The following is a 24,136-nucleotide window of genomic DNA, read 5'->3' on the forward strand; positions in this document are numbered from 1 at the left end:
TTAAGCTCTGTTTGATGGCGGCCCAACGCAGGTGCAGCTATCCCCCATGACTGCGGCGGGTAACGATCCAATTAAGACCGTTGGTACACCCGGTCCTATGATGGGCCCGCCAACATGAGGAATTGGAGGGAGCGCCGGGGTTGCCATCGGACACATTTGTAAGTCGTCGTCATTCCTGAACAGGAAAGTTCAGCAGTTGCATTTCCTTTCAGCGTTAATCCGGTATTAGCTTGGGCTGAAATATTTAGAGCGGAAATTTTAGCGTCGCCAGTGGCCTTAACGGTTGTATCACCCGTAGAGTTGATATTTATCGTTCCTTTCGCTGAGAGAGTGATGTCTTTATTACTGCTTATCGCAATGCCGTTTTCACCCATATTTATCGTATTGCTGTTTTGGTCGGTCAGGGTGATGGATTTTCCTTTGTCGCTAATCTCAATGGAATTTCCGTTGGGTGTTTTTAACGTCATGATGCTATTTTCATCGTCAAAGATGATTTTCATCTTACTTTTGGTGACGATGGTTTTGATATGGTTATCTGACGTAATCTCTTCAGGCATTTTATTTTTACTGCTATACAGTGAACCAAGAATAATGGGATTGCTGGGATCCTGATTTATACAGCCCACAATCACCTCATCACCGACTTCAGGAATGAAAAAATTCCCGAAACCTGATGATGCATAAAAAGTGGCTAATCGCGCCCAGATTAAATTAGATTCACTGTTCAGCGTCGGGAGTTTTATCTGGATGCGATAATTTGAATCCGGATCGCCATCTAATTTGACCACGACGCCGATTTGCAGTCCATCGACGGGCGGTAAGTACCCTGAAGCCGGTGGCGCACCAATATCACGATGATCCGCCGACCACATCGGCGACATCCCCAGTTCGGCCGTGGTAATCCACTGGCCTTTCTCAATACTGTGATGAATGCCGCCCACATAATGTGAACCGTTATAGCGCTCACCAACGCCAACAAGCTCCAGTAAGCTGTTAATGGTGGCGCTGGCGTTTCCCTGAAAAGTGACGCTGCCCCGAACTTTACTTAGCATGGCTTTAACCTGCTGACCATTAGCCCAGCGGGTCAGAGAATCCGTGCTGATAGTGGAGGCGGTTTGCAGCTGGTAATCACTAATGCCAAATACCTTGGCTAAATCTGCGCTGGTGAAATTGCCTTGCCCTGAGATGGACTGAGCTGAACCGGAGCCTGTCAGCATGTTTTGCGTAGTCGAATCCCAGGCGGTAGCGGTGACCGAACTGAGCTGGTTTCGCGCATCCACTTTTGCCGAGAACGACATTAAATCCGTTCCATAGGTTACAACGAGGGCCGCCGCGCCGCTGATTGCCGGTTTATCAACGGTGACCTTATTGGACTGGTTGGTGATCACAAAACCATTTGCTTCAGCGCGTGCGAGGATAAAATCCCAGTCAGTGCTGTTGAACTGGACAAGTTCAGGGTAGGGGTCGGCAATGCTGCCGACGGAGCCGGAGACATTGGGGTATTTTGCGATCAGACTGCTCATGATTTTACTGTCAGATTGAGCGAGGAAACATTGGCTGTGCTTAGCGATAGTCATCGCAATGGCCTGATCTTTACATACAATATTGAGGAATGAGCTGTTATTCGCCGTGATTTCTATGCCATGACTGATAATAATGCCGTCGAAAATAGTCGTTTCATCACTTGCATAGCCAGCAGAAATAGAAATGACTGATCCTGGTTTAAACGTATCGGCATCGCTAACATCAAAACGTTGGGAGGGCATATCACCATCGCTAATGGTGATCTCTGCTGTCGCAATATGATTGATGTGGTAATGAACATGGATGGCGATAACGCCAATGGAACTGTCAATCGCTTTGCCACCAATTTTAATGGTGTAGGAGATTACGCCAGTGCTGTCATTGCTTAATGGTGATGTGGCCATAATTAACCCGATGTCTACGTTAAAGGGGGGAAGTAAATTTTTGTTCCGGGTTTTATCTGTCTTGCACTGATTAAATTATTTGCACGGGCAACCTCAACATAATAACTGCTGTCGTTATAGAGTTTATGACATAGCATCGGGAGGGTGTCTCCCGCTTTAAATTCAATGATGTGGGTTAAGTCAGGAGAGGACTGCTTTTTTAACGCACTTTTTTCTTGCTGAGTTAAGTACTTTGCAAAACTAAGCGATACCGTCGCACGCAATGGATTGCCAGAGGAATCAAAGAGAGAGTAATTGATGCTGATAGAGGTTACGCGACCCCGGAAGCTTACCGATGAACCCCATGATATCACTACCGGGTAGGGTTCATGCTGCTCACCATTGTAGGCGTAGGTCACTTTTTTAAGCGTGGCAAGCTGCTTCTGCACGGTGTTTGTGCTTGTGTTGCCCGTTACTCCGGTTCCATCGAGCAGAAGTTCGAAGTCCAGCTTTTCGGTCTCATAGCCTTTAAACGTTGTAGTAGGCGAGATATCACCCTGCTGCTGCGGACCTCTATTGGTGTAGGTAATACCAAAATTATGCTTAATGCTGTTAGGATTTAACGTTGCCGAAAAAGTTTGTGCGACATTACCCTTAGACGTCACTGACTTTATTGTGATTTTTTCCATGCCGCACTCCCTTTATTGAAATCACTTATCTTTCTCTTGTGGTATCAGGCGACGTCATAAAGTGATAGGGCAGCTTTTTTTCCGGCAGGTCTTCTTCAGCATCATAGTTTGACCGCTCAGAGTCGAAAGACGCTTTTTTAGTATCGTCATTGATTGTTTTTGATTTAATCACAAGTTGCTTTATTTCTACTGGCACGGTTATAAGTTCCTTTTTAAATGATTAAAACAAATTTCTATTTCTTCAATGGCTATGTTGTTGCTCAATGAACGAAATCAGACGGAGATTTCTAAACCTTCATGGGCAAGTTCAATGGTTTCAACCGCCACTTCATTACTGTCCGACTTTAAATCGGTGCCGGTAACTTTGGTGGGCCAGGCATTTTTTAGCTTCCAGCTCATTACGGGGAAGGTGATTTCGATAAACTCAGCTGGCCGAACCATAGCGACCAACACGGTAATACGCAGAATTCCTTCCAGAATATCATTACCGGTCATCGTTTTACCCAGACCAACGCTGACATTGTAAGCTTCGATCGGCGTGGAACCGGCTAATCCGCCTCGTTTCCAGATACCGTAGAGGAAGTTACCCAGCATGCTTTCCATAGAAACCCAGGTGTTGGCGACATTCGGCTCAAAGACATAGGCTTTGGACGCCAGCTTAATTGACTCCTGTAGCATAATCATCGTGCGTCTGACGTTGATATATCGCCAGTCTAAGCTATTACCATCAAGCGTTCTGGCCCCCCAGACTAATGTGCCTTCACCGATAAATGGCCGGATAGCGTTGATCGATTTACCCTGGGTTGTGACGTTTAAATCTTCCTGTTCATCATCGCTGATATTAACGGTGGGAGAGATCACCGCATTGACGCTGACGTTAGCAGGGGCTTTCCATACGCCGCGCGAGTTGTCGACCATGGTATAAATACCGGCCATCGCCGCAGAGGGTGGCAAGATATTTTGCTGTAATTTGATGTCCGCCATAATGGTTTGGTATAGCGAACTCATATTCGAAAGGATTTTATGCAGCAGCACTGCATCAGGCCGTGCTATCTCGCTGCTTAATTTAGCAATTTCATCAAGCATGGCCTGTTTGCGCGTTGCTCTCAGCTTGTTGCCGCCCGTACTGAGTTCTTCTTCCGAGAGGCCCTCTAAGTCACTGAATACCGCTGCGACTTCGCCATTCAGCAGTTCTGCCAGCTTATCGACATTGCTGATGTTGAGGAAACTGACGTCGCTGTCCTGCACGATTGAGGTGTTCAGCCACGGGTAATAGGCGGAAGAGTAATCGAGATAATTAGTACCCAGTTTAGAACGGAAGTTTTCAATACAGTCACCATCAGGATGCTGACGGTCTTTGTAGCCGTTCCAGATATCTAAGATAGCAATACGGTTTTTCATCTTGCCGCCGCAATGGCCCAGCATGGCCTGTTCGACGTTAATACAGTCGTCTTCTGCCAGTTGTATTGCTTCAGGGATGAGCAGCATGGTGGGTTCAGCTTCTTTAATTAGCGGCGTAATCCCCCCCTTTAATGCCCCGGCATCGATATCGTCGGCATAATTACCTACAGAAACGATATAACAAGGGCCGCCACCATTTTGAAAGAAAAATAGCATGCTGTAGTAAAGATGATGGCGGGTGTTTGATTGCGTTATCTGGTAGGTTTTTCCTGACTGCTTGAATGCTTCTCGGGTATTAGCATCGGGAGTTTTGCTGACTTCGGATATTTCAAATAAGTGCTGAGGTTCCCCGCCAAAATACTGACGATATTCCGACATGGACGTAATACGCCATCCTTGGTTGCTTAGGGATTTGCCGCCATTGTCCGCTTTCTCCGTATATCCAATAAACGCGGGAACCGCAGTGGCAACTTCAACAACAGAGTTCGGGAATGCATTCTGCTCAACAATATATACGCCTGGTGTTTTCATTACGCCCATAGTTTGGACCTTCATGTCGTTGATTTGCAATCATGCCAACTGTTAACACACAGGAAAAAACGTTGTTAAGAAAGGCATTCAATAAGAACTATCTGATTAAATATATTGATGTATCTGGTATAACGTTTTCTGTGTTTTCTGTCAACTGTTGATGTTGATGTAAAGAAATCCCAACCACATTTTTTCATTTTTACCCATGCAGGCATTGCGCAGTACGGGACCTGTTCTGACGTGAGTGTTGGATGGGTTTGTTGTTAATTAATTGAAATTAATGAAAAAAAATAAGATTGCGGCGGCGAGGGATTGTATCATGTACTAACTACGGCTAGCGAAAGTGACGCAATCAAACAGGCTGTACCGCGCTTATCCTGATACCGATAACCCGGTATCACTGAGTTTTTTCTGGCCTGGTATTCCTAAGTCACTTAAGCATCAGCCTGCATTACTAAGAAGGTGATTACATTTTTTTAACACTGCAGGTGCATAGCACTTCATGATTCTCCCCCATTGATACGTATCCCGGCTCAGCCGCTGTTAGTTAACGTAGATATGAGCAATAGCGTTTTTTATCTCTCCGGCAATAAATGTTGAGATATTATCTGGCGCAGGCAGGGGAAGGGATTTAATAATAACGTTCTTATCATCTGACAGTGAGAAATATTCTGTATATACTTTCCTTAAGGGTATTTGATTGTTGGATAGAAAAACCCTTGCGGTTTTATTGGCGATCTGTTCCTGCTGCTGCTCAGTGAACAAGGGAGAAATATTGAGGCTTTTTTTACTACTTAACGAAAATAGATAATATTTCCAATAGACCGGGATGGCGTTGAACCGAACCGTGATGGACTTTTTCTCTAAGGTGAGGTGCTGCTTTGGCAGCGTGATGGTGAGTATGCGCTAAACTGTTCAGCATCGGCAATCAGTTGTGTAAATCCCCGCGCAGATTTCAGCAGAATGCGGTATTGCCTGAGTAAGCATGCTGTTTCCCGGTCGGGGATGAGATCAAAGGGGGCTAATTCCTCGCTGTTTGCATTGTAATATTCATGCAGCGGCTGCGATGATATCGATTTTCTATTACTGGTGTGGCTGAACTCTGGTCGGTAATTTTTTGAAAAACCATCTTTTTCAATATTGCTAACAAAAATTACCATCACCAGGTCCTCGGCTAAATCAAAAACGTGTTTAACGGATTGGTTCATCCTTTCTTTTAAGTAATCTAAGCATAGATCCAGCATGAGATGTTCCTGATCAAGAATAGACAATGGCGATCCGAACTGGGATTTCATAGCTATAGCGCATAATAAGAGGGGAGAAAAAACGTGTTCTGACGCCCGGGAAAAATCAAAAGCAATACATTGAAGGGGTAATTTGTTGGTAGATTGTGATGTCAACTGTATCCACAGACCAGTCTCATTTATCCGGTGCGTCTAAACCCATTGGCGGACTGCTGCAGATTGAAACGAAAAGACTGTGGGTGATGTGTTGTTTTATTTCGGAGAACATGAATTATATAACGAAGGGGCTAACACGGAAATATTACGTAAAGCCATTCAAAAAGCCAGGCCCGTAGTGGATTTTATTCGTCAGGAAGAGTGGGGCAGCTTGAGAGTGGGGACACCGTAGTGTTAGTTACCGATGTGTTTGGTGGGTTATCAAGAATTGCTTCAGCAGACATTTACGGCAATGTATTAAATGTTTCTCACGGCATTGAGCTTTTATCTACTTCTGTTTTTGATCAGTTCTCGGTCTACAAACCAGATATTGATGAAACCGGGAATATAGCTTTGCATGCGATGCGTTTATATTCTTCTGCGCTGGAAAGTCCTGGTCCGACGGAAAAGTTTATTGAATTCATGCGTATTTTCGAGTTTATAGCATTTCCATATGATTACGAAAAATTTCAAAAGGTTAGGGCTCAGATAACTCAGCATTTGGCTCGCAATAGTTACGATGAAACTCGACTGGAAACGGAGTTCCGTTCATATACAGGAGGAACAGCAAACGATGGATTGCGGACAAAAATTATACATATGGGTGTGCAATTAGACGATTTGCTCAATGCAGGGAATATTATCTCGATTTCTTGATGGAAGAATTTGCTGAAACGTACGATTTTTATCAGGATCCTGATCAGCAACTTTCAGCGCTGATTATGTCAGAACGCCGTACAGTTAACTTCATCAAAAATCAGAATCATAGCCATAAATTGTTGGCAAATTTCGTTGCGGCTTCGCAAGTCCTGGGAATATTAATTGGTGTCTCAGCCAGTGAATTGTATAAAGTGGAGTCAGGCATAGCCTACGTACATTATATCAGACAGAGTGATAGCACTCGGTGGGCCATTAAATGCAAACTCATCGGCGATCAAGTCATATGGGCATCTGACAACCCAGACAATTCCGGACGCTGGAGAGATAATCCGGCAGATAGCACTGTAAAATATGCCGTAAATGGTGAAAAAATCATCATCACCGAGGTATACAGCGACGGTTCAAGCACCTCTAATTCTTACCCTCTAAACCAACTATAGTGACTTCAATCACCCTGCAAGTTTGTCGGGCAGGGTGATTTTATGAAAAACTCAAACTTAGGTGCTTACATTTGAACTCAGCGCAGTTCATTTCAGTCTGGGAATGTAAGCACACCTGTTTAAATTCCACTTTGAAGGTTCGAAAGCGCTTGCCACTTGTGCATAAAGTCGATGGATCAGCTCTGGTTAAGTGCTTCTGGCGTCGCCAGCAGCGCCGGATTACGCACCGACAGACCCAAGCTTTTTAATAAAAAACCCACGCAGAAGCGTGGGTTTTATGTATTGCCGTTGATCTGTTACATCATCCGCAGATGCACTCAGACAACAGAAGAGATTTACACGTTAAACAGGAAGTTCATCACATCGCCATCTTTCACGATGTAGTCTTTCCCTTCTGAACGCATTTTACCGGCTTCTTTCGCGCCTTGTTCACCCTTATAGGTGATGAAGTCATCAAAGGCGATGGTCTGAGCACGGATAAAGCCTTTCTCGAAGTCGGTGTGGATTTTACCGGCAGCCTGCGGAGCCGTTGCGCCCACCGGGATAGTCCATGCACGCACTTCTTTCACGCCCGCGGTGAAGTAGGTTTGCAGGTTCAGCAGGGCATAACCGGCGCGGATCACACGGTTCAGACCCGGCTCTTCAATACCCAGCTCGGCCATAAACTCTTCGCGGTCACCATCTTCCAGCTCAGCAATGTCGGACTCTACGGCAGCACACACTGGCACAACAACAGAGCCTTCTTTCTCAGCAATCGCACGCACGATATCGAGGTACGGGTTATTTTCAAAACCGTCTTCGTTCACGTTAGCAATGTACATGGTGGGCTTCAGGGTCAGGAAGCTCAGGTAGCGAATGGCGGCTTTATCATCGTCGTTCAGATCCAGCGCACGCAGCATCCCGGCTTTTTCCAGATGCGGCAGGCACTTCTCCAGTGCAATCTGTTCTGCTTTCGCGTCTTTATCGCCACCTTTGGCTTTCTTCTGCACGCGCTGCAACGCACGCTCACAGGTGTCCAGGTCGGACAGCGCCAGCTCGGTATTAATGGTGTCGATGTCGTCAGCCGGATCCACTTTATTATTCACGTGGATAATATTGTCGTTCTCGAAGCAGCGCACCACGTGGCCGATAGCTTCAGTTTCACGGATGTTGGTCAGGAACTGGTTACCCAGGCCTTCACCTTTGGACGCGCCTTTTACCAGACCGGCGATATCAACGAATTCCATCGTGGTTGGCAGAATGCGCTGTGGCTTGACGATCTCAGCCAGCTGGTCCAGACGTGAATCAGGCATCGGCACGACGCCGGTATTTGGCTCAATGGTACAGAACGGGAAGTTCGCAGCTTCGATGCCCGCTTTGGTTAACGCATTGAACAGCGTGGATTTCCCGACGTTAGGCAGGCCCACAATACCGCATTTGAATCCCATGTTGAATCACCTTAATAGCTTGATAATCAACGCACTTTTACGTGCCCTGATAGTGTCACAGACGGTTGTCTTAAAAGTTTCCGCGCATTATACACGTAATTACCGCCCGGAGGCGGGTGATTTCTCAGGCACGGGTGAAGTTATCTCTTGAGATCGAACTCACATTTTTTCATACTGACGTGTCTTTACAGAAACCGGAGAACCACGCAGATGCATCGCTTCCTGCTTACGCCACCTTAAGAGTCCCCCGCCAGCGCAATGCCTGTTGCCGCCACTCGTCACTCTGACGAGCCAGCTGTGCCCGAACGCCGGGGCGCAGAAAAACGATCACATTAAAATAATGGAAAGACCATGTTTAACCTGAGCAATTTCAGGGCGAGTGACGTCAAAAATGACGTACTGGCCGGTGCTGTGGTGTCTGTCGCGCTGATCCCCGAAGCGACCGCATTTTCTCTGCTGGCGGGCCTGTCACCGACCATCGGCTTACATACCGCTTTTATTCTCGGGCTGGTGACGGCCTTTTTCGGAGGTAAACCGGGGATGATCTCGGGTGCAGCCGGGTCGATTATTGTGGTGCTGATCAGCCTGATTACTCAGCACGGCTACGAATATGTTCTGCTGGCGACCATTCTCGCCGGGCTGATTCAGCTGTCGATTGGCGTCTTGCGGCTGGGCAAGTTTATCCGTCTGGTGCCACAACCGGCGATCTACGGCTTTGTGAACGGGCTGGCGATTGTCATCATGCTGGCGCAGTTCCCGATGATCAAAGGGCAGGGGCCGGTGATGTATGCCCTGGTGGCGCTGGCAATGCTGATCGTCTGGTGGTTCCCAAAACTGACAAAAGCGATCCCCGGCTCGCTGGCCGCCTTAATTGCCATCAGTGCACTGGCAATTGGTCTGGGGCTGGACACCAAACGCGTGGGTGATCTGGCGGATATTTCCGGCACGCTACCCTCGTTCCATCTGCCCACCGCGCCTCTGAGCTGGGAAACCCTGAAAATCGTGCTGCCTTACGCCGTGGTGATTGCACTGGTCGGGCTGATTGAGTCGTTGTTAACGCTGGCCGTGCTGGATGAAATGGGCAGTAAGAAGGGCGCGGGAAATCAGGAATGCGTAGCCCAGGGTATTGGTAACACGATCTGCGGCTTCTTTGGCAGCTTTGCCGGGTGTGCGATGATCGGCCAGTCGATTATCAACTTTACCTCAGGTGGGCGCGGGCGCATTTCAAATCTGGTCGGGGCGGTGCTGCTGATCCTGTTTGTCGTTAGCCTGTCACAATATATTGCCTTACTGCCGGTTGCTGCGCTGGCCGGGATCATGTTTGTCGTCTGCATCAACACCTTTGAGTGGAGCTCGCTGCGTCGTCTGAAGCGGATGCCGAAAGCGGATGCGGTGATCATGGTGGCGGTGACGCTGGTGACCATTTTTACCGATCTGGCGATGGCGGTGATCTGCGGGGTGATTATCTCTGCGCTGGTTTTCGCCTGGCAGCACGCGCGCATCAGTATTCTGGCGCAGTCTGAGGAGGAAGGGCAGAAAACCTATCAGCTTGAAGGGCCGCTGTTCTTTGGCTCAACGGCCAGTTTCCAGGAGCTTTTCCACCCGGAGCAGGACCCGGATCATGTGGTGATTGATTTTGCTCGCACTCGGGTCATGGATTCCAGCGGCGTGGAGGCGATCGATAAATTAACGGCACGCTATCTTGAAGCGGGAAAAAGCCTGCGTCTGCGTCATCTTAGTGAGGATTGTATCAGTTTACTGCAACAGGCCGGGCCGTTTTGCAGCCATGAACTTGATGATCCCGATTATAAAGTTGCTAGCAATGATGTCTGAACCATAAAGCTGGCGCTGGTCCTGCCGATAACCTAAAAATCGTCGTTCTGCGACGGCGAATACAGAATTTACTTCTATAGTTTATCTGTGCGGCGATTGTATTCACTGGCAGGATGCCCGTTAACTGGCCCGACGGCATGAAAAACGATTTTTTTTGTACTCCTGTTCATACGCTTACCGGTGAGTTGATCGCTATCGATCTGAGCTACCGGCCGCAGCCCCAGGCCGTCACCGGCCTGTCAGGGGCTGTTCTTACGTCTCTGTCGCCACAGGAGCGGTTGTTAAATCAGTTGCTGATCGTTGAAGAGTATGCGGACTATTTTCGTCAGCACGGCTTGCTGTGTAGTGTCGCCATTGATTTTCAACTGGCGCGTGCCGTCACCGAGTCATCGTTTATTCAGCAAATCCTCAGCCAGCTGCCTTTTGTGCGGCTGAAACTGTCGGAAGATTTTCCCAATCTGCATGATGGCATGAATAATCCGCTGTTGCGGACCTTGATTGAGCAACTGAATATTATCTGGCTTGATGATCTGGGCGCAGGCGATGCCAATCTCAACGCACTGCAGTCGAACATGTTTGAAGCGGTGAAACTTGATCGGCAGTTTTATCTCGAAAACGTCGATAAACCGTTTTTTACCGTACTGATTAACCATATTCGTCAGTACACCAATCGGGTGATTGTTGAAGGCGTGGCCGGAGATGGGCAACTGGAGACATTGCGTAACAGCAAAATCTGGGGCGTGCAGGGTTATTTCAGCCCGGCACTGACACTGGAAAATCTGGAGCACAGTGACTGTCAGCGCTGTGAAAATCTGTAGCCTCGCTGTGGCAAAGACCCCAGCGATGGCTCAATCAATAGCAACGGATCAGACGGCTTTGTAGCTGTGCAAACGGTTCATGGCCTTCAGTTTGTCTTCTTTTAACCATACCTCAGTACAACGCGCGGCTTCATCGATAGCGTTATCAATCAGGGTCTGTTCCGCAGCCTGGGGTTTGCCCAAGACAAATCCTACCACTTTGTTACGGTCGCCCGGATGACCAATGCCAATGCGCAGACGATGGAAGTCCAGGTTGTTACCCAGTTTGCTAATAATATCTTTCAAACCGTTATGCCCTCCGTGCCCCCCTCCCTGTTTAAACTTCGCCACGCCAGGAAGCAGGTCGAGCTCGTCATGCGCCACCAGAATTTCTTCAGGGGCAATGCGATAAAAAGTGGCCATAGCCGCTACGGCTTTCCCACTGAGGTTCATAAACGTGGTGGGGACCAGCAACCGCACATCTTCGCCACCAATATTGAGGCGCGCGGTATACCCGTAAAATTTGCTCTCTTCTTTTAACGACTGATTATGGCGTTCAGCCAGCAAGTCAACATACCAGGCACCGGCATCCAACAATCAGTTTGATGCTGCTCACGAGTAGATTTTCCTGAAACGTGCGGGGTGACATCAGAGCAGTTAAAGATTGCCTAGACTGATCGCATCTGGCAACGGAGTTTGCCTTTTTACACTGACTGGAGGTGCGCAATGAAACGTAAACATACACATGTACTGGGTAACACCCTGATGGTGCTGGGCCTGGTGGTGATGATTGGCGGGGTAGGTTACTCAGTGGTGAATCAAATACCGCAGTTCCACTTACCGCAGTTTATGGTGCATGGTGCACTCGGCAGTATCTTTATCGGTGCGTTGCTGTGGCTGGCGGGGGCGAGAATCAGCGGGCGTGAGAAAATTGCCGATCGCTATTACTGGGTGCGCGCATCATCTGCCGCCGCCATCAAGCTGTCGATAGCATCACGGTCTGGCTGGCAGCTTGCCACGCCAATGCTGACACTATAGCTCACGTTCTCGGGGCAAGATCGCTCCACTACTTTGCGGATACGTTCGGCTACCTCCACACATTCCCTTCTGCGCACATACACGGCGGCAAATCTTCCCGCCAGACGCGCAAAATAGCTTCGCGGGTAACTGGTGCGCCACCTGTTGGCAAAAATCGGTCAGCACCCGGTCACCCTGCGAATGACCATAGCGATCGTTAATCGATTTAAAGTGGTCGAGGTCAAACAGCATCACCGATAAGGGCTGCTGGCTGCAACTCCAGCTGGCGGTCAGTTTTTCAAACAGTGCGCGGCGATTCCAGACTCCGGTTAACGGGTCGAGCAGTGACGCCTGGCGGTAGATAATCTGCGTACGTTCATTCACCATCGCCATCATGGTAAAGCTCAGGCCAATGACCACCAGGATCGACTCCAGAATGACATACACCGAGAAGGTTGAGCCACCGATGGCACCATGTACCGGGTTAGGGATCCCGCCGTCCAGTAACACCCGCAGGATATTAAAGCCAAGGTGGATACCCAGCAGCAGCTGGGCGGGCCACCAGGTTACCGGAAGCAGGGTGCGTGAACGATGCAGTTCATACAACATCGCCGAGGTATAAATAATGCACAGCAGGCTGCTGGCCAGGATCCGCATGGGTAGCGAGGTGTAGAAAGAGGGGAACAGGCAGAGTACCGCCCATGCCACCATCCCGGGCAGCCACAGCCAGCCGCTCCGCGCCCCGCGCAGCGCACGGAATGCATTCAGTTGCAGGCCGTACGCGCACAGGACAAGCAGGTTGCCCACCACTATCGGCAGAAACATAAAGCCTGAGCTACGCAGGCTGCTGAGGCCGACAGCGACAATGCTCAACAACAAAGAGAGACAGTTAAACCCCAGTACTCTGCTGTACTGCGCTCCGCGCCACGCGAACACCATGATAATGCTGAGAAAAGCCAGCACATAGAGTTCACAGACAAACAGCGTATAAACATCGAGTACCATTTTAGGATTATTCCTGGATAAGCTATTAGAGCAAAATATCACTAATGAATACTTACCAACAGGGGGGCTGAACCGTTACAGTCAAAAAATGAATGTGAATTCAGGAAAGTGACCCACGCGCAGGTACCAGACAGCGCCAGATGGCAACGGCACAAAGCAATGTCACGACCATCAGGACCAGCAGTAACTGGTGAAAAGCGGTCTCTGCCAGCTGCAGAAGATCCGGGCTGCTGACATGATAGCTGGCCAACTGACGCGCTTCTTCGATCGATTTACCCTGCTGTGACAGTTGGCTAACCAGCAACTGGCTGAACAACGTACTGACGCTTGCCAGTGCGACCCCTTCGCCTGCTACGCGCACGGTACTAAAGATACCGGTTGCCATCCCGGCGCGCTGCGGTGGCACCACGCTAACCGATAAATTATCCATCAACCCCCAGGGCAGACCGCTGCCGCTGCCGATCATCACCATCGCCAGCAGGGTCAGCGCCAGTGAGCTGTGCGGCGTGACCAGGCTGAGCAGGCCAATACCCGCGGCGGCAAGCACTAAGCCCGCACCGCTCACGCTGCCAGGGTGAAAGCGGCGCGTCAGCGCAACGGCAAGAGAGGGTACCACCAGCATCGGCAGCGAGATTGCCAGCATCAGCAGGCCGGTGGTCAGGGCGTCATAGCCGTAGAAGCCCATAAAGCGCAGTGGCAGCAGCACCAGAAGCACCACAAAGCAGTAGCAGGTGGCGACGGGCAGCAGCTGTACGCCGATAAACCGGCCGTAGCGGAACAGGCTGAGGTCAAGCATCGGGTGTGCGCTGCGGCGTTCTATCCAGACAAACAGCAGCGCCACGAGCAGCGAAGCCAGCAGCAATCCTGTTGCCAGCGGACCCGCACCGCTGTCAGCCACCTGTAACATTCCCCAGGTAAACAGAGTGAGCGTGGTGCTGAAGCTGATAATCCCCGACCAGTCCAGCGCACTGGCGTCCGGGTTGCGTGATTCTGGCAGGGTACGCATACCGATAACGAGCGCCAGCACGCCAAAAAGCGCGCAGCAAAGAAAGACGCTGTGCCAGCCGGCGATGGACATCAGCATACCGGCAATCACCGGGCCAGCCGCCAGACCTACGCCAAAGCTGGTGCCCAGCAGACTGAATGCCCGCGCGCGTTCGGCCCCGTCAAAGGCATTCGCCAGCGCGGCACCGCCGCCAGCCAGCGCCGCCGCTGCCGCTGCGCCCTGTAGAGCACGTACCACGTCCAGCCAGACGATGGAGGGCACCCAGCCGGTCAGCAACGACAGCATAGTAAAAACGCTGACGCCGCTGATAAACAGGCGTTTACGGCCATAACGGTCGGCCAGTGCACCTGCCGCCATCAGCAGACTGCCAAAGCTGAGCAGGAACGCGTTGGTGATCCAGCTCAGTGCCAGCGCCGATCCGCCTGTTTGCAGGGCAATGGCCGGGGTGGCGATCACCCCGGCAGAAAAACTCAGGGGCAACATCAGTGCAGCGCTGCACACCGCCAGAATGCTCCAGCGGCTGCTTTGTGCCGTCAGTGTCAGGGAACTCATGGGTAACTCTCCGCTTTCTTCCAGTGAAGAAGCAGGATAAATTGGCGTTACCGGGTGATAAACAGGCCGAATGGCCGCAGATAAAGGACATAAAGTCGCGAATGAGCAGCGTGGAAAGTTTGAGTGGGCTCAATGCATTTGTGAAAGCCGCCCAGCTTGGCAGCTTTGTCGCGGCCGCAGAGCGGCTGAGCGTCTCGGCATCGGCCATCGGGAAAAGCGTTGCGCGGCTGGAGGCCAGCCTCGGGGTGAGTCTGTTTAATCGCAGCACACGAAGCCTGAGCCTGACAGAAGAAGGCCTGCTGTTTTTTGAACGCAGCCAGCGCATTGTGATGGAGCTGGAAGAGGCGGAGCAGGAGCTGTCAAGGCTGATGGCGGCCCCGCGCGGGCGGCTGCGTCTGAGTTTTCCCGCGATTGGTTATCGTTTGCTCCTGCCGCTGTTGCCGGGTTTCACCGCCCGTTATCCGGAAATTGAGCTGGATCTCGACTTTAACGATCGGCTGGTGGATGTTATCGGGGAAGGGTATGACGCGGTTCTGCGCAGTGGCGAGTTTGCCGATTCACGGCTGAAGGCGCGACGGCTGGGCGGTTTTCGCTTTCGTCTGGTGGGCGCAACAGACTATTTCGCACGACACGGCGTGCCGCAGGGGCCGGAAGACCTGGCGCAACATGCCTGCCTGCTGTATCGCTTTTCCGGCAACAGTCAGCTTCAGCCCTGGCAGTTTGACGGTGCTGACGATCGCACACTCTCGCTGGCCGGGCCGCTGGTGTTTAATAATCTTGAGGGGCAGATCTCGGCCGCGCGCCGGGGGCTGGGGCTGATCTACGTACCGGATTTTGCAGTGACGGAATACCTGGAGAGCGGGGAGCTGCAAAGCGTGCTGGATGAACACATCAGCGCAGGAGGGCAGTTTTCGCTGCTCTGGCCGGGGAACCGGCATCTGCTGCCTAAATTACGGGTACTGATTGACTATCTGGCAGAGCATATTGCATTGAGCAAATAAAAAAGGGACAGGCGTTAACCTGTCCCTCTTATGCAGCATGGCCTGACGGGGCCGACCGAAAAAAAAGGTCAGCCCCTACACCTGTTAACTGTAGGGGCTGCCCGCCAGGTCACGCCACGATCAATGCTCAAACATCGCAGAAATAGACTCTTCGTTGCTGATGCGACGGATCGCTTCAGCCAGCATGCCTGACAGCGTCAGGGTACGCACGTTTGGCAGGGCTTTGATCTCTTCTGGCAGCGGAATGGTATCGCACACTACGACTTCATCAATCACCGAGTTACGCAGGTTTTCGACCGCGTTACCGGAGAAGATAGGGTGAGTCGCATAGGCGAATACGCGTTTAGCGCCACGTTCTTTCAGCGCTTCAGCGGCTTTACACAGCGTGCCACCGGTATCGATCATATCGTCAACCAGCACACAGTCACGGCCAGCAACATCACCGATGATGTGCATCACCTGAGAGACGTTGGCGCGTGGACGGCGTTTGTCGATGATGGCCATATCGGTATCGTTCAGCAGTTTAGCAATAGCACGTGCACGAACCACACCACCGATGTCCGGAGAAACCACAATCGGGTTCACCAGGCCAATCTGCAGCATATCTTCGAGCAGGATCGGGCTACCAAATACGTTATCAACCGGGACGTCAAAGAAACCCTGAATCTGTTCAGCATGCAGATCCACAGTCAAAACGCGGTCAACACCAACGCTGGAGAGAAAATCGGCAACCACTTTGGCAGTAATAGGGACACGGGCGGAGCGCACGCGGCGGTCCTGACGTGCATAACCAAAGTAAGGAATAACCGCAGTAATACGACCCGCGGAAGCACGACGCAGGGCATCTACCATCACAACCAGTTCCATCAGGTTGTCATTGGTGGGGGCACAGGTGGACTGGATGATGAAAATATCACCACCGCGTACATTTTCGTTAATTTGTACGCTCACTTCACCATCACTGAAACGACCGACGGCGGCGTCGCCCAGGCTGGTGTAAAGGCGGTTGGCAATACGTTGTGCTAGTTCCGGGGTGGCGTTACCAGCAAAAAGCTTCATATCAGGCACGAGAAGAACCTCAGGCTTTGCGTCCAGAGAATGAAATACCATAAATCGCACTGGGCGGTATACGACTTATGCTTTCATACGGGTGTCTTAACCCTGTGTTCTTGACGCCGTAGCGGCGTTGGCTGCATGTATTCATCCCGGTGACTTACTCAAGTAAGCTCCCGGGGACTCATCCACTTGCCGCCTTGCCACAGCGCCAATAGCTTGGGTTATATCAGAGCAGTGGTGCAGCGTCTGGAACAGGTGACACTGTCACATCAACTCTATTGCTCTGAAAGGGTGCGGTGCAGTGGCGAAACGTTAACGCCTCGCGCAACAAACCCCTGCAACCCTTTCGGAGCCAGCTCAAGCACCTGTCTTGCGGCGTACTCGGTGTCAAATTCTGCAAACACACAAGCACCCGTTCCAGTCAGGCGCGACGGCGCGTATTCTAGCAGCCAGGAAACGAGCTGTTCAACCTCGCGAAAACGATTTCTTACTGCTGCCTCACAATCATTGCGGAATTCGGCTGCTAATAAGGCGCTGATTTCCCTTTTTGGCGTGTTTCTGGTCAATTCAGGATCGTTAAATACCACGGGTGTCGCAACGCTGACACCAGGATGCATCACCAGATACCATTTTTCTGGTGGCGAAACCGGTGTCAGTTGTTCACCCACCCCCTCAGCGAAGGCAGAAAATCCGCGCACAAAGACAGGCACGTCGGCACCGAGTTGCAGGCCAAGCTCGGCCAGTTGTTCAAAACTGAAGCCGGTTTGCCATAAATGATTGAGTGCCACCAGTACGGTGGCGGCGTTGGAGGAGCCTCCGCCCAGTCCACCGCCCATGGGTAACCGCTTCTCTACCGCCAGGGTCGCCCCTGCGCTGGCGGGCAGCACGCCCTGATCGAGCGCCCGTTCGCGCAGCAGTTGCGCGGCACGGACGATCAGGTTCTGTTCATCAGGCACGCCATCGACGGGTGTCAGCAGACGCAATTCACCCTGACTGTTGGTTTCAATCTTCAGCGTGTCACCATAATCCAGAAACTGAAACAGCGTCTGGAGGTCATGGTAGCCGTCAGCGCGGCGGCCGGTGATGTAGAGAAACAGATTCAGTTTTGCCGGGGCAGGCCATGTTGTGATCATTTTACAGTCCAGCTATCCATTTTCAGCTTAATACGCTGGTCGCCTTCACGCAGTTCGAGGTTCGACGGTAGCGGTGGATTCTGTTTACTGTCGTAGCCCTGATAGGTCACTTTCCACTGTTTACCGTCCTGGTTGTAGTTCACTTCACGCAGACGATACTGGTCATCCAGGGTGAAATCGGTGGCATCACCCGGCAAGCCAAGGATCCACTGGCGCAGGTTATCCAGAGGAATACTCATGCCCGTGAGCTGAGAAATCATTTTAGCCGCATCGTTGCTGACATAGCGCTTGCCTTTATTGTCAACGATCTGTGCAACTTGTCCTTGCTGGTCAAGCTGCAGCTCTGTGCTGCCCAGGGGATTGGTCAACAGCAGGCGATAGCGATCCGCTGCTGTCTGTTGCCAGTTGTAGCGGGCATAGACTTTTTGCCGATCGGAAAGGTAGGCAAAGGCGCCACGCGTCTGGTACTGAGTGATTTTTTCCACCGCCTGCTGATGGTCACGCCATTGCGGGGACGTCGGGCTTTGGCCCGGAGTTTGCGCTGGTTCGTTAAGAACACACCCGGTTAGCAGCAGGGCGGCAAGGGGAAGAAGCCGCAGCAGGCGGCGATTCGACGATAACATGTTCAGGTCAGCTCCTAAGACTCAGTTCGCAATCAACCGCCCACGCTAACCAGCTAAAACGGCGGCGTCAATGCTCAAATTGTCTCATTTGACCCGCAAGAGGTATATCTTGTTACAGGGATAGGCGAAGCATGGCTTTTATTGATCTCGCTCATCTTGTAGAATGCGCCACACAAAACCCTGACAACTGTGGGATTAACCCAACCTGCACCATGACGTTACTGGCTCTCGGCATCAATCACAAAACGGCACCTGTGTCTCTGCGCGAACGCGTGACGTTCTCGCCGGATCAGCTGGAACAGGCGCTCACTAGCCTGTTGGCGCAGCCGCTGGTTCAGGGCGGCGTTGTGCTGTCTACCTGTAACCGTACCGAGTTGTATCTGAGCGTCGAACAGCAGGAAAACCTGCAGGAACAGCTGGTGACCTGGCTCTGTGATTACCACAAGCTCAGCGTCGATGAAGTGCGTAAAAGCCTCTACTGGCATCATGATAACGATGCCGTCAGCCACCTGATGCGCGTCGCCAGCGGGCTGGATTCCCTGGTGCTGGGTGAACCTCAAATTCTTGGTCAGGTCAAAAAGGCGTTTGCTGATTCCCAGCGCGGCCACTCGCTTTCCAGCGAACTGGAGCGCATGTTCCAGAAATCGTTCTCCGTGGCCAAACGCGTGCGTACCGAAACCGAAATCGGTGCCAGTGCCGTCTCCGTGGCATTTGCTGCCTGCACGCTGGCACGCCAGATCTTCGAGTCCCTCTCCACGGTTAACGTGCTGCTGGTGGGCGCGGGTGAAACCATTGAACTGGCTGCCCGCCATCTGCATCAGCATAAGGTGAAGAAGTTGATGATCGCCAACCGTACCCGCGAACGTGCACAAGCGCTGGCGGATGAGGTCGGGGCTGAAGTCATTAGCCTGCCGGAAATCGATTCCCGTCTGGCGGAAGCCGACATCATTATCAGTTCTACAGCCAGCCCGCTGCCGATTATCGGTAAGGGGATGGTGGAGCGTGCGCTTAAACAGCGCCGTAATCAGCCTATGCTGCTGGTGGATATTGCCGTACCGCGTGACGTGGAGCCGGAAGTGGGTAAATTGCCCAATGCCTATCTCTATAGCGTTGATGACCTGCAGGCGATTATTGAAAGCAATATGGCCCAGCGCCAGGCGGCGGCCGTGCAGGCTGAAACTATCGTGGTGCAGGAAAGCAGCGAGTTTATGTCCTGGCTACGGGCCCAGAGCGCCGTTGAAACTATCCGCGATTACCGCTCACAGGCGGAACAGGTGCGTGCTGAACTGGAAGCGCGTGCCATAGCGGCCCTGCAACAGGGAGGCAACGCTGAAGAGGTGTTGCGCGACCTGGCCCATAAGCTGACCAACCGTTTGATCCACGCTCCTACCAAATCTCTTCAGCAGGCCGCACGCGACGGCGATGGCGAACGCCTGCAAATTTTACGCGACAGCCTCGGGCTGGATTAGCGTTTCAAGCCTCTTTTCTTACAAGGTAAAAGACTACGAATGAAGCCTTCTATTGTTGCTAAACTGGAAGCCTTGCAGGAGCGCCACGAAGAAGTGGAGGCGATGCTGGGCGATGCCGGAGTGATTGCCGATCAGGAACGTTTTCGTGCACTCTCCCGCGAATATGCCCAGCTTACCGACGTCAGCCAGTGTTTCCGTCAGTGGCAGCAGACCCAGGAAGATATCGAAACCGCTGAAATGATGCTCAGTGACCTGGAAATGCGTGAGATGGCTCAGGAAGAGCTGAAAGAAGCCCGTGCCGCCAGTGACGTGCTGGAGCAACAGTTACAGGTGTTGCTGTTGCCGAAAGATCCGGATGACGAACGTAACTGCTATCTGGAAGTGCGTGCCGGAACCGGTGGTGATGAAGCCGCTATTTTCGCCGGCGATCTGTTCCGTATGTACAGCCGTTATGCGGAGTCAAAACGCTGGAAAGTGGAAGTGATGAGCGCTAACGAAGGCGAACATGGCGGTTATAAAGAGATCATCGCCAAAGTGATCGGCGATGGCGCCTATGGCCGCCTGAAGTTCGAATCTGGCGGCCACCGCGTGCAACGTGTGCCGGAGACGGAGTCACAGGGGCGCATCCACACCTCAGCCTGTACGGTTGCGGTGATGCCCGAACTGCCGGAAGCCGAACTGCCGGATATCAATCCGTCTGATTTAAAAATCGATACGTTCCGCTCCTCCGGGGCTGGTGGTCAGCACGTTAACACCACCGATTCCGCTATCCGTATTACCCACTTGCCCACCGGTATCGTGGTCGAGTGCCAGGACGAGCGTTCACAGCATAAAAACAAAGCGAAAGCGTTGGGCGTGCTGGGTTCGCGTATCCGTGCTGCCGAAATGGCACGTCGTCAACAGGAAGAGTCCTCACCCGCCGTAACTTGCTTGGCACTGGCGACCGCTCTGACCGTAACCGTACCTATAACTTCCCGCAGGGCCGCATTACTGACCACCGTATCAACCTGACCATTTACCGTCTGGATGATGCGATGGAAGGGAAGCTGGACGCGCTGATTGAACCTGTGGTTCAGGAGTACCAGGCGGATCAGCTGGCCGCACTCGCCGGGCAGGATTAATGCAGATCCGTGTCTGGCTGCGTAACGCGGTCGCTCAGTTGCCGGACAGTGACAGCCCGAAACGCGATGCTGAAATTTTGCTGGGGAAAGTGCTCGGTAAATCCCGCGCCTGGCTGATCGCCTTCGACGATGCCACGCTGGATGACTCGCAGCTTGCGCAGCTGGATGCGGTGCTGGTACGCCGTGCCGCTGGGGAGCCAGTGGCATACCTGACAGGGGAACGTGAGTTCTGGTCTCTGTCGCTGACGGTATCGCCCGACACGTTGATCCCCCGCCCGGATAGCGAGGTGCTGGTAGAGCAGGCGCTCGCGCGTCTGCCTGCTGAGCCTTGCAAGGTGTTGGATCTCGGCACCGGCACCGGGGCGATTGCCCTGGCGCTGGCCAGCGAACGCCCCCATTGCCAGGTCACAGGCGTGGATCGTATTGCTGCCGCAGTGGCACTGGCACAGCACAATGCCAGCAAGCTGGCGCTGGCTAATACCGGTTTTTTGCAAAGCCACTGGTTCTCCGCCCTCGAAGGACAACAGTTTGCGCTGATTGTCAGTAATCCCCCCTACATTGATGCCGATGACCACCATCTTTCACAGGGCGACGTGCGTTTTGAACCCGCCAGTGCGCTGGTGGCAGGCGATCATGGCCTGGCCGATATCCGAATCATTGCCGCAGAAGCAGGGCGCTATTTACAGGATAATGGCTGGTTATTACTGGAACACGGCTGGCAGCAGGGCGAAGACGTCAGGAAAATTTTGCGCGAAAACAGCTTCCACGCAGTGGAAACCTGTCAGGATTATGGCGGCAATGACCGCGTAACCGTCGGGCAAAGACAAGGATAATAAGGAATTTATATGGCTGCCTGGTACTTCCCGCTAAAACATTTTCATCTGTTAACCGTGGCGATCACTGCACTGATGTTTGTGCTGCGCTTCTACTGGTACCAGACCCATTCTTCGATGCTGCAACGCCGCTGGGTGCGCATCGTGCCTCATCTGAATGACACGCTCTTATTACTGTCGGGTGGGTTACTGGTCGCCATAACGCATTTTTACCCGTTCAGCCCACAAGGTGTCTGGCTGACTGAGAAGCTTTTTGGCGTTATTATCTATATCGCGCTGGGTTTTATTGCCCTCGGACGCCGTCCGCGCGCACAAAAAATACGCTGGATAGCGTTTATTGTGGCGTTAATCGCCCTTGTGGTCATCGTGAAACTTGCCACAACTAAAATGCCACTGCTGGGGTTTGTATGACGTCTATCGCTGATTTTGATTTTACCGCCGGAACGCTGAGTGACGCGGTGATTACTGCATCGCTCGCGGTCCGTCGCGACTTTCCGGCTGATGATGTCAGAGCGCGCTTAGCGGCGCTGGTTGCCGAAGCACGAGCTGAAATTCCGTCAGAACTTGCCGCGGATTTACAGGTTGAGCAATTGATCGCCCTGTTCTGGGGCCGCTGGGGTTTTGGCGGCGCGAGCGGGGTTTATCGGTTGTCTGATACGCTGTGGCTGGACAATGTATTGCGAACCCGTCAGGGCACCGCTGTGTCGCTGGGCGTCATTTTTTTGCACATTGCGGATCAGCTCGACCTGCCGATGATGCCCGTGATTTTTCCGACACAGCTGATTCTGCGAGCCGACTGGATCGATGAAGATATGTGGCTCATCAACCCCTTTGATGGTGAAACGCTGGATGAACACCAGCTGGAAGTGTGGCTTCAGGGCAATATCGGGCCAGGGACCGAACTGTATGATGACGATCTGCAGGAAGCCGAGCCGCTAATGGTGCTGCGCAAAATGCTCGACACACTGAAATCCGCGCTGATGGATGAGAAACAGATGGAGATGGCGCTGCACGTCAGCCAGGTGCTGGTGCAGATGGACCCGGAAGACCCGTATGAAATCCGCGATCGCGGTCTGATTTTTGCCCAGCTAGAGTGCGAACATGTGGCCCTCAATGATTTAACGTATTTTGTTGAGCAGTGCCCCGAAGACCCGATCAGCGAGATGATTAAAGTCCAGATCCACTCAATTGAACAGAAACAGATTACCCTTCACTAACTGAAGTGAACTCTATAAAGGCGAAAACATGAAACAAAAAGTGGTTAACATTGGTGATATCAAGGTCGCTAACGATCTGCCGTTCGTCCTGTTTGGTGGTATGAACGTGCTGGAGTCGCGTGATTTGGCGATGCGCATTTGTGAGCACTACGTCACTGTGACCCAGAAACTGGGCATTCCTTATGTGTTCAAAGCCTCATTTGATAAAGCTAACCGCTCTTCCATTCATTCGTATCGTGGCCCGGGCCTGGAAGAAGGCATGAAAATCTTCCAGGAAATCAAACAGGCTTTCGGCGTGAAAATTATCACCGACGTCCATGAAGCCAGCCAGGCGCAGGCCGTGGCCGATGTGGTGGATGTGATTCAGTTACCGGCCTTCCTCGCACGTCAGACCGACCTGGTTGAAGCGATGGCGAAAACCGGTGCGGTGATCAACGTGAAGAAACCTCAGTTCGTCAGCCCAGGCCAGATGGGCAACATCGTTGATAAATTCGCTGAAGGCGGCAACGACAAAGTGATCCTGTGCGATCGCGGTGCTAACTTCGGTTATGACAACCTGGTGGTCGACATGCTGGGCTTCAATGTGATGAAGCAGGTCTCTAACGGTAGCCCGGTGATCTTCGACGTGACCCACGCATTGCAGTGCCGTGACCCGATGGGCAGTGCGTCCAGTGGTCGTCGCGCGCAGGTATCTGAGCTGGCACGTGCGGGTATGGCAGTGGGTATTGCTGGTCTGTTTATTGAAGCCCACCCGGACCCGGCAAACGCTAAGTGCGACGGCCCGTCTGCACTGCCGCTGGATAAACTGGAGCCTTTCCTGGTTCAGATGAAAGCGATTGATGATTTGGTGAAAAGCTTCGCTGAACTCGATACCAGCAACTAAGTTTGTTTGATCCTCAAAACGAGCCAGAAAACTGGCTCGTTTTCTCTGCGCAGTATTCTTCAACCCGCCTGAATCTACAGTGTTTTTGACCTACAA

Annotated in this window: 22 protein-coding genes and 3 pseudogenes; 12 read left to right on the forward strand and 13 right to left on the reverse strand. The window is 52.0% G+C overall.

All coding sequences use genetic code 11. From position 1 onward, the window contains the following. Positions 1 to 15: 15 nt before the first annotated feature. The 6 genes and pseudogenes from WH277_RS15985 to WH277_RS16010 all read right to left on the reverse strand — a co-directional run. Positions 16 to 156: pseudogene (locus WH277_RS15985) on the reverse strand (PAAR domain-containing protein); the annotation flags it as partial. After that, on the reverse strand, positions 96 to 1,928 hold the full coding sequence (vgrG, locus tag WH277_RS15990; RefSeq protein ID WP_339505941.1) for a type VI secretion system tip protein VgrG: 1,833 nt from the start codon (positions 1,926 to 1,928) through the stop codon (positions 96 to 98). The pseudogene WH277_RS15985 and the gene vgrG, both read right to left, overlap by 61 nt. Before the next feature lie 14 nt (positions 1,929 to 1,942). Beyond that, the gene (locus WH277_RS15995; protein WP_339505942.1) at positions 1,943 to 2,596 is read right to left on the reverse strand and encodes a CIS tube protein; all 654 of its coding nucleotides are present in this window, start codon (positions 2,594 to 2,596) and stop codon (positions 1,943 to 1,945) included. Between the two features lie 25 nt (positions 2,597 to 2,621). Further along, positions 2,622 to 2,792, reverse strand: a complete 171-nt coding sequence (locus WH277_RS16000; RefSeq protein WP_171148647.1) for a hypothetical protein — start codon at positions 2,790 to 2,792, stop codon at positions 2,622 to 2,624. A gap of 77 nt (positions 2,793 to 2,869) precedes the next feature. Beyond that, positions 2,870 to 4,537: a phage tail protein gene (locus tag WH277_RS16005; RefSeq protein ID WP_339505943.1), complete on the reverse strand. Its 1,668-nt coding sequence runs from the start codon at positions 4,535 to 4,537 to the stop codon at positions 2,870 to 2,872. An 854-nt stretch (positions 4,538 to 5,391) separates the two neighbouring features. Continuing rightward, a complete protein-coding gene (locus tag WH277_RS16010) occupies positions 5,392 to 5,772 on the reverse strand; it encodes a hypothetical protein (protein WP_339505944.1) in 381 nt (126 codons plus the stop codon). Between the two features lie 387 nt (positions 5,773 to 6,159). Here WH277_RS16010 and WH277_RS16015 point away from each other — a divergent pair, with 387 nt between their 5' ends. Together WH277_RS16015 and WH277_RS16020 are read left to right on the forward strand one after the other, a co-directional pair. Next, positions 6,160 to 6,624: a hypothetical protein gene (locus WH277_RS16015; RefSeq protein ID WP_339505945.1), complete on the forward strand. Its 465-nt coding sequence runs from the start codon at positions 6,160 to 6,162 to the stop codon at positions 6,622 to 6,624. Positions 6,625 to 6,806: 182 nt separating this feature from the next. Beyond that, positions 6,807 to 7,067 (forward strand): annotated as a pseudogene (locus tag WH277_RS16020) (hypothetical protein); the annotation flags it as partial. Between the two features lie 335 nt (positions 7,068 to 7,402). On the opposite strand, the gene ychF reads toward WH277_RS16020, so the two are convergent. Next, positions 7,403 to 8,494, reverse strand: a complete 1,092-nt coding sequence (gene ychF / locus WH277_RS16025; RefSeq protein WP_133845438.1) for a redox-regulated ATPase YchF — start codon at positions 8,492 to 8,494, stop codon at positions 7,403 to 7,405. A 351-nt stretch (positions 8,495 to 8,845) separates the two neighbouring features. Between ychF and WH277_RS16030 the strand changes: the two genes are divergently transcribed. Both WH277_RS16030 and WH277_RS16035 read left to right on the forward strand, forming a co-directional pair. Beyond that, positions 8,846 to 10,327 (forward strand): SulP family inorganic anion transporter, encoded by a 1,482-nt coding sequence (locus WH277_RS16030; protein WP_159337253.1) that lies wholly within the window; start codon positions 8,846 to 8,848, stop codon positions 10,325 to 10,327. A 137-nt stretch (positions 10,328 to 10,464) separates the two neighbouring features. Then, the gene (locus WH277_RS16035; RefSeq protein ID WP_133845434.1) at positions 10,465 to 11,145 is read left to right on the forward strand and encodes an EAL domain-containing protein; all 681 of its coding nucleotides are present in this window, start codon (positions 10,465 to 10,467) and stop codon (positions 11,143 to 11,145) included. 48 nt (positions 11,146 to 11,193) lie between these two features. On the opposite strand, the gene pth is transcribed toward WH277_RS16035, so the two are convergent. Then, positions 11,194 to 11,721: an aminoacyl-tRNA hydrolase gene (gene pth, locus WH277_RS16040; protein WP_339505946.1), complete on the reverse strand. Its 528-nt coding sequence runs from the start codon at positions 11,719 to 11,721 to the stop codon at positions 11,194 to 11,196. A 129-nt stretch (positions 11,722 to 11,850) separates the two neighbouring features. Here pth and ychH point away from each other — a divergent pair, with 129 nt between their 5' ends. Then, positions 11,851 to 12,162, forward strand: a complete 312-nt coding sequence (gene ychH, locus WH277_RS16045; RefSeq protein WP_339505947.1) for a stress-induced protein YchH — start codon at positions 11,851 to 11,853, stop codon at positions 12,160 to 12,162. On the opposite strand, the gene WH277_RS16050 is transcribed toward ychH, so the two are convergent. After that, positions 12,157 to 13,146 carry a GGDEF domain-containing protein gene (locus tag WH277_RS16050; RefSeq protein WP_339505948.1) on the reverse strand — a complete coding sequence of 330 codons (990 nt, stop codon included), beginning with the start codon at positions 13,144 to 13,146 and terminating at the stop codon, positions 12,157 to 12,159. The two genes, ychH and WH277_RS16050, sit on opposite strands and share 6 nt — an antisense overlap. Positions 13,147 to 13,246: 100 nt before the next feature. Continuing rightward, the gene (locus WH277_RS16055) at positions 13,247 to 14,704 is read right to left on the reverse strand and encodes an MFS transporter (RefSeq protein WP_339505949.1); all 1,458 of its coding nucleotides are present in this window, start codon (positions 14,702 to 14,704) and stop codon (positions 13,247 to 13,249) included. Positions 14,705 to 14,814: 110 nt separating this feature from the next. Between WH277_RS16055 and WH277_RS16060 the strand changes: the two genes are divergently transcribed. Next, positions 14,815 to 15,705, forward strand: a complete 891-nt coding sequence (locus WH277_RS16060; RefSeq protein ID WP_339506377.1) for a LysR family transcriptional regulator — start codon at positions 14,815 to 14,817, stop codon at positions 15,703 to 15,705. Between the two features lie 120 nt (positions 15,706 to 15,825). Here the strand turns inward: WH277_RS16060 and prs are convergent, their stop codons facing one another. The 3 genes from prs to lolB form a co-directional block, all read right to left on the reverse strand. Then, positions 15,826 to 16,773 carry a ribose-phosphate diphosphokinase gene (gene prs, locus WH277_RS16065; RefSeq protein ID WP_085939527.1) on the reverse strand — a complete coding sequence of 316 codons (948 nt, stop codon included), beginning with the start codon at positions 16,771 to 16,773 and terminating at the stop codon, positions 15,826 to 15,828. Between the two features lie 263 nt (positions 16,774 to 17,036). Then, positions 17,037 to 17,894 (reverse strand): 4-(cytidine 5'-diphospho)-2-C-methyl-D-erythritol kinase, encoded by an 858-nt coding sequence (ispE, locus tag WH277_RS16070; RefSeq protein WP_133845424.1) that lies wholly within the window; start codon positions 17,892 to 17,894, stop codon positions 17,037 to 17,039. Beyond that, the gene (gene lolB / locus WH277_RS16075; protein WP_339505950.1) at positions 17,891 to 18,517 is read right to left on the reverse strand and encodes a lipoprotein insertase outer membrane protein LolB; all 627 of its coding nucleotides are present in this window, start codon (positions 18,515 to 18,517) and stop codon (positions 17,891 to 17,893) included. Before lolB ends, ispE begins: the two co-directional genes overlap by 4 nt. 212 nt (positions 18,518 to 18,729) lie before the next feature. On the opposite strand from lolB, the gene hemA reads away from it, so the two are divergent. The 6 genes and pseudogenes from hemA to kdsA all read left to right on the forward strand — a co-directional run bounded on the left by hemA (position 18,730) and on the right by kdsA (position 24,040). Further along, entirely contained in the window at positions 18,730 to 19,986 is a 1,257-nt protein-coding gene (gene hemA / locus WH277_RS16080) for a glutamyl-tRNA reductase (RefSeq protein ID WP_133845481.1), read from the forward strand. A gap of 39 nt (positions 19,987 to 20,025) precedes the next feature. Continuing rightward, positions 20,026 to 21,107 (forward strand): annotated as a pseudogene (gene prfA, locus WH277_RS16085) (peptide chain release factor 1). Beyond that, positions 21,107 to 21,940: a peptide chain release factor N(5)-glutamine methyltransferase gene (prmC, locus tag WH277_RS16090; RefSeq protein WP_339505951.1), complete on the forward strand. Its 834-nt coding sequence runs from the start codon at positions 21,107 to 21,109 to the stop codon at positions 21,938 to 21,940. The pseudogene prfA and the gene prmC overlap by 1 nt, the downstream one beginning before the upstream one ends. 12 nt (positions 21,941 to 21,952) lie before the next feature. Then, positions 21,953 to 22,351, forward strand: a complete 399-nt coding sequence (locus WH277_RS16095; RefSeq protein WP_133845416.1) for a SirB2 family protein — start codon at positions 21,953 to 21,955, stop codon at positions 22,349 to 22,351. Beyond that, the gene (gene sirB1 / locus WH277_RS16100) at positions 22,348 to 23,157 is read left to right on the forward strand and encodes an invasion regulator SirB1 (RefSeq protein WP_133845414.1); all 810 of its coding nucleotides are present in this window, start codon (positions 22,348 to 22,350) and stop codon (positions 23,155 to 23,157) included. Before WH277_RS16095 ends, sirB1 begins: the two co-directional genes overlap by 4 nt. Positions 23,158 to 23,185: 28 nt before the next feature. Beyond that, the gene (gene kdsA, locus WH277_RS16105; RefSeq protein ID WP_133845412.1) at positions 23,186 to 24,040 is read left to right on the forward strand and encodes a 3-deoxy-8-phosphooctulonate synthase; all 855 of its coding nucleotides are present in this window, start codon (positions 23,186 to 23,188) and stop codon (positions 24,038 to 24,040) included. Positions 24,041 to 24,136: the final 96 nt, after the last annotated feature.

This window comes from Erwinia sp. MYb416 (assembly GCF_037479575.1).
GTDB lineage: Bacteria > Pseudomonadota > Gammaproteobacteria > Enterobacterales > Enterobacteriaceae > Erwinia > Erwinia rhapontici.

What these genes read in the sequence shown, in the direction of transcription:
- vgrG (WP_339505941.1), bottom strand. Translation starts at nt 1,928, where the DNA reads ATGGCCACATCACCATTAAGCAATGACAGCACTGGCGTAATCTCCTAC.
- WH277_RS15995 (WP_339505942.1), bottom strand. Translation starts at nt 2,596, where the DNA reads ATGGAAAAAATCACAATAAAGTCAGTGACGTCTAAGGGTAATGTCGCA.
- WH277_RS16005 (WP_339505943.1), bottom strand. Translation starts at nt 4,537, where the DNA reads ATGGGCGTAATGAAAACACCAGGCGTATATATTGTTGAGCAGAATGCA.
- WH277_RS16010 (WP_339505944.1), bottom strand. Translation starts at nt 5,772, where the DNA reads ATGCTGGATCTATGCTTAGATTACTTAAAAGAAAGGATGAACCAATCC.
- ychF (WP_133845438.1), bottom strand. Translation starts at nt 8,494, where the DNA reads ATGGGATTCAAATGCGGTATTGTGGGCCTGCCTAACGTCGGGAAATCC.
- WH277_RS16030 (WP_159337253.1), top strand. Translation starts at nt 8,846, where the DNA reads ATGTTTAACCTGAGCAATTTCAGGGCGAGTGACGTCAAAAATGACGTA.
- WH277_RS16035 (WP_133845434.1), top strand. Translation starts at nt 10,465, where the DNA reads ATGAAAAACGATTTTTTTTGTACTCCTGTTCATACGCTTACCGGTGAG.
- ychH (WP_339505947.1), top strand. Translation starts at nt 11,851, where the DNA reads ATGAAACGTAAACATACACATGTACTGGGTAACACCCTGATGGTGCTG.
- WH277_RS16050 (WP_339505948.1), bottom strand. Translation starts at nt 13,146, where the DNA reads ATGGTACTCGATGTTTATACGCTGTTTGTCTGTGAACTCTATGTGCTG.
- WH277_RS16055 (WP_339505949.1), bottom strand. Translation starts at nt 14,704, where the DNA reads ATGAGTTCCCTGACACTGACGGCACAAAGCAGCCGCTGGAGCATTCTG.
- ispE (WP_133845424.1), bottom strand. Translation starts at nt 17,894, where the DNA reads ATGATCACAACATGGCCTGCCCCGGCAAAACTGAATCTGTTTCTCTAC.
- lolB (WP_339505950.1), bottom strand. Translation starts at nt 18,517, where the DNA reads ATGTTATCGTCGAATCGCCGCCTGCTGCGGCTTCTTCCCCTTGCCGCC.
- hemA (WP_133845481.1), top strand. Translation starts at nt 18,730, where the DNA reads ATGACGTTACTGGCTCTCGGCATCAATCACAAAACGGCACCTGTGTCT.
- prmC (WP_339505951.1), top strand. Translation starts at nt 21,107, where the DNA reads ATGCAGATCCGTGTCTGGCTGCGTAACGCGGTCGCTCAGTTGCCGGAC.
- WH277_RS16095 (WP_133845416.1), top strand. Translation starts at nt 21,953, where the DNA reads ATGGCTGCCTGGTACTTCCCGCTAAAACATTTTCATCTGTTAACCGTG.
- sirB1 (WP_133845414.1), top strand. Translation starts at nt 22,348, where the DNA reads ATGACGTCTATCGCTGATTTTGATTTTACCGCCGGAACGCTGAGTGAC.
- kdsA (WP_133845412.1), top strand. Translation starts at nt 23,186, where the DNA reads ATGAAACAAAAAGTGGTTAACATTGGTGATATCAAGGTCGCTAACGAT.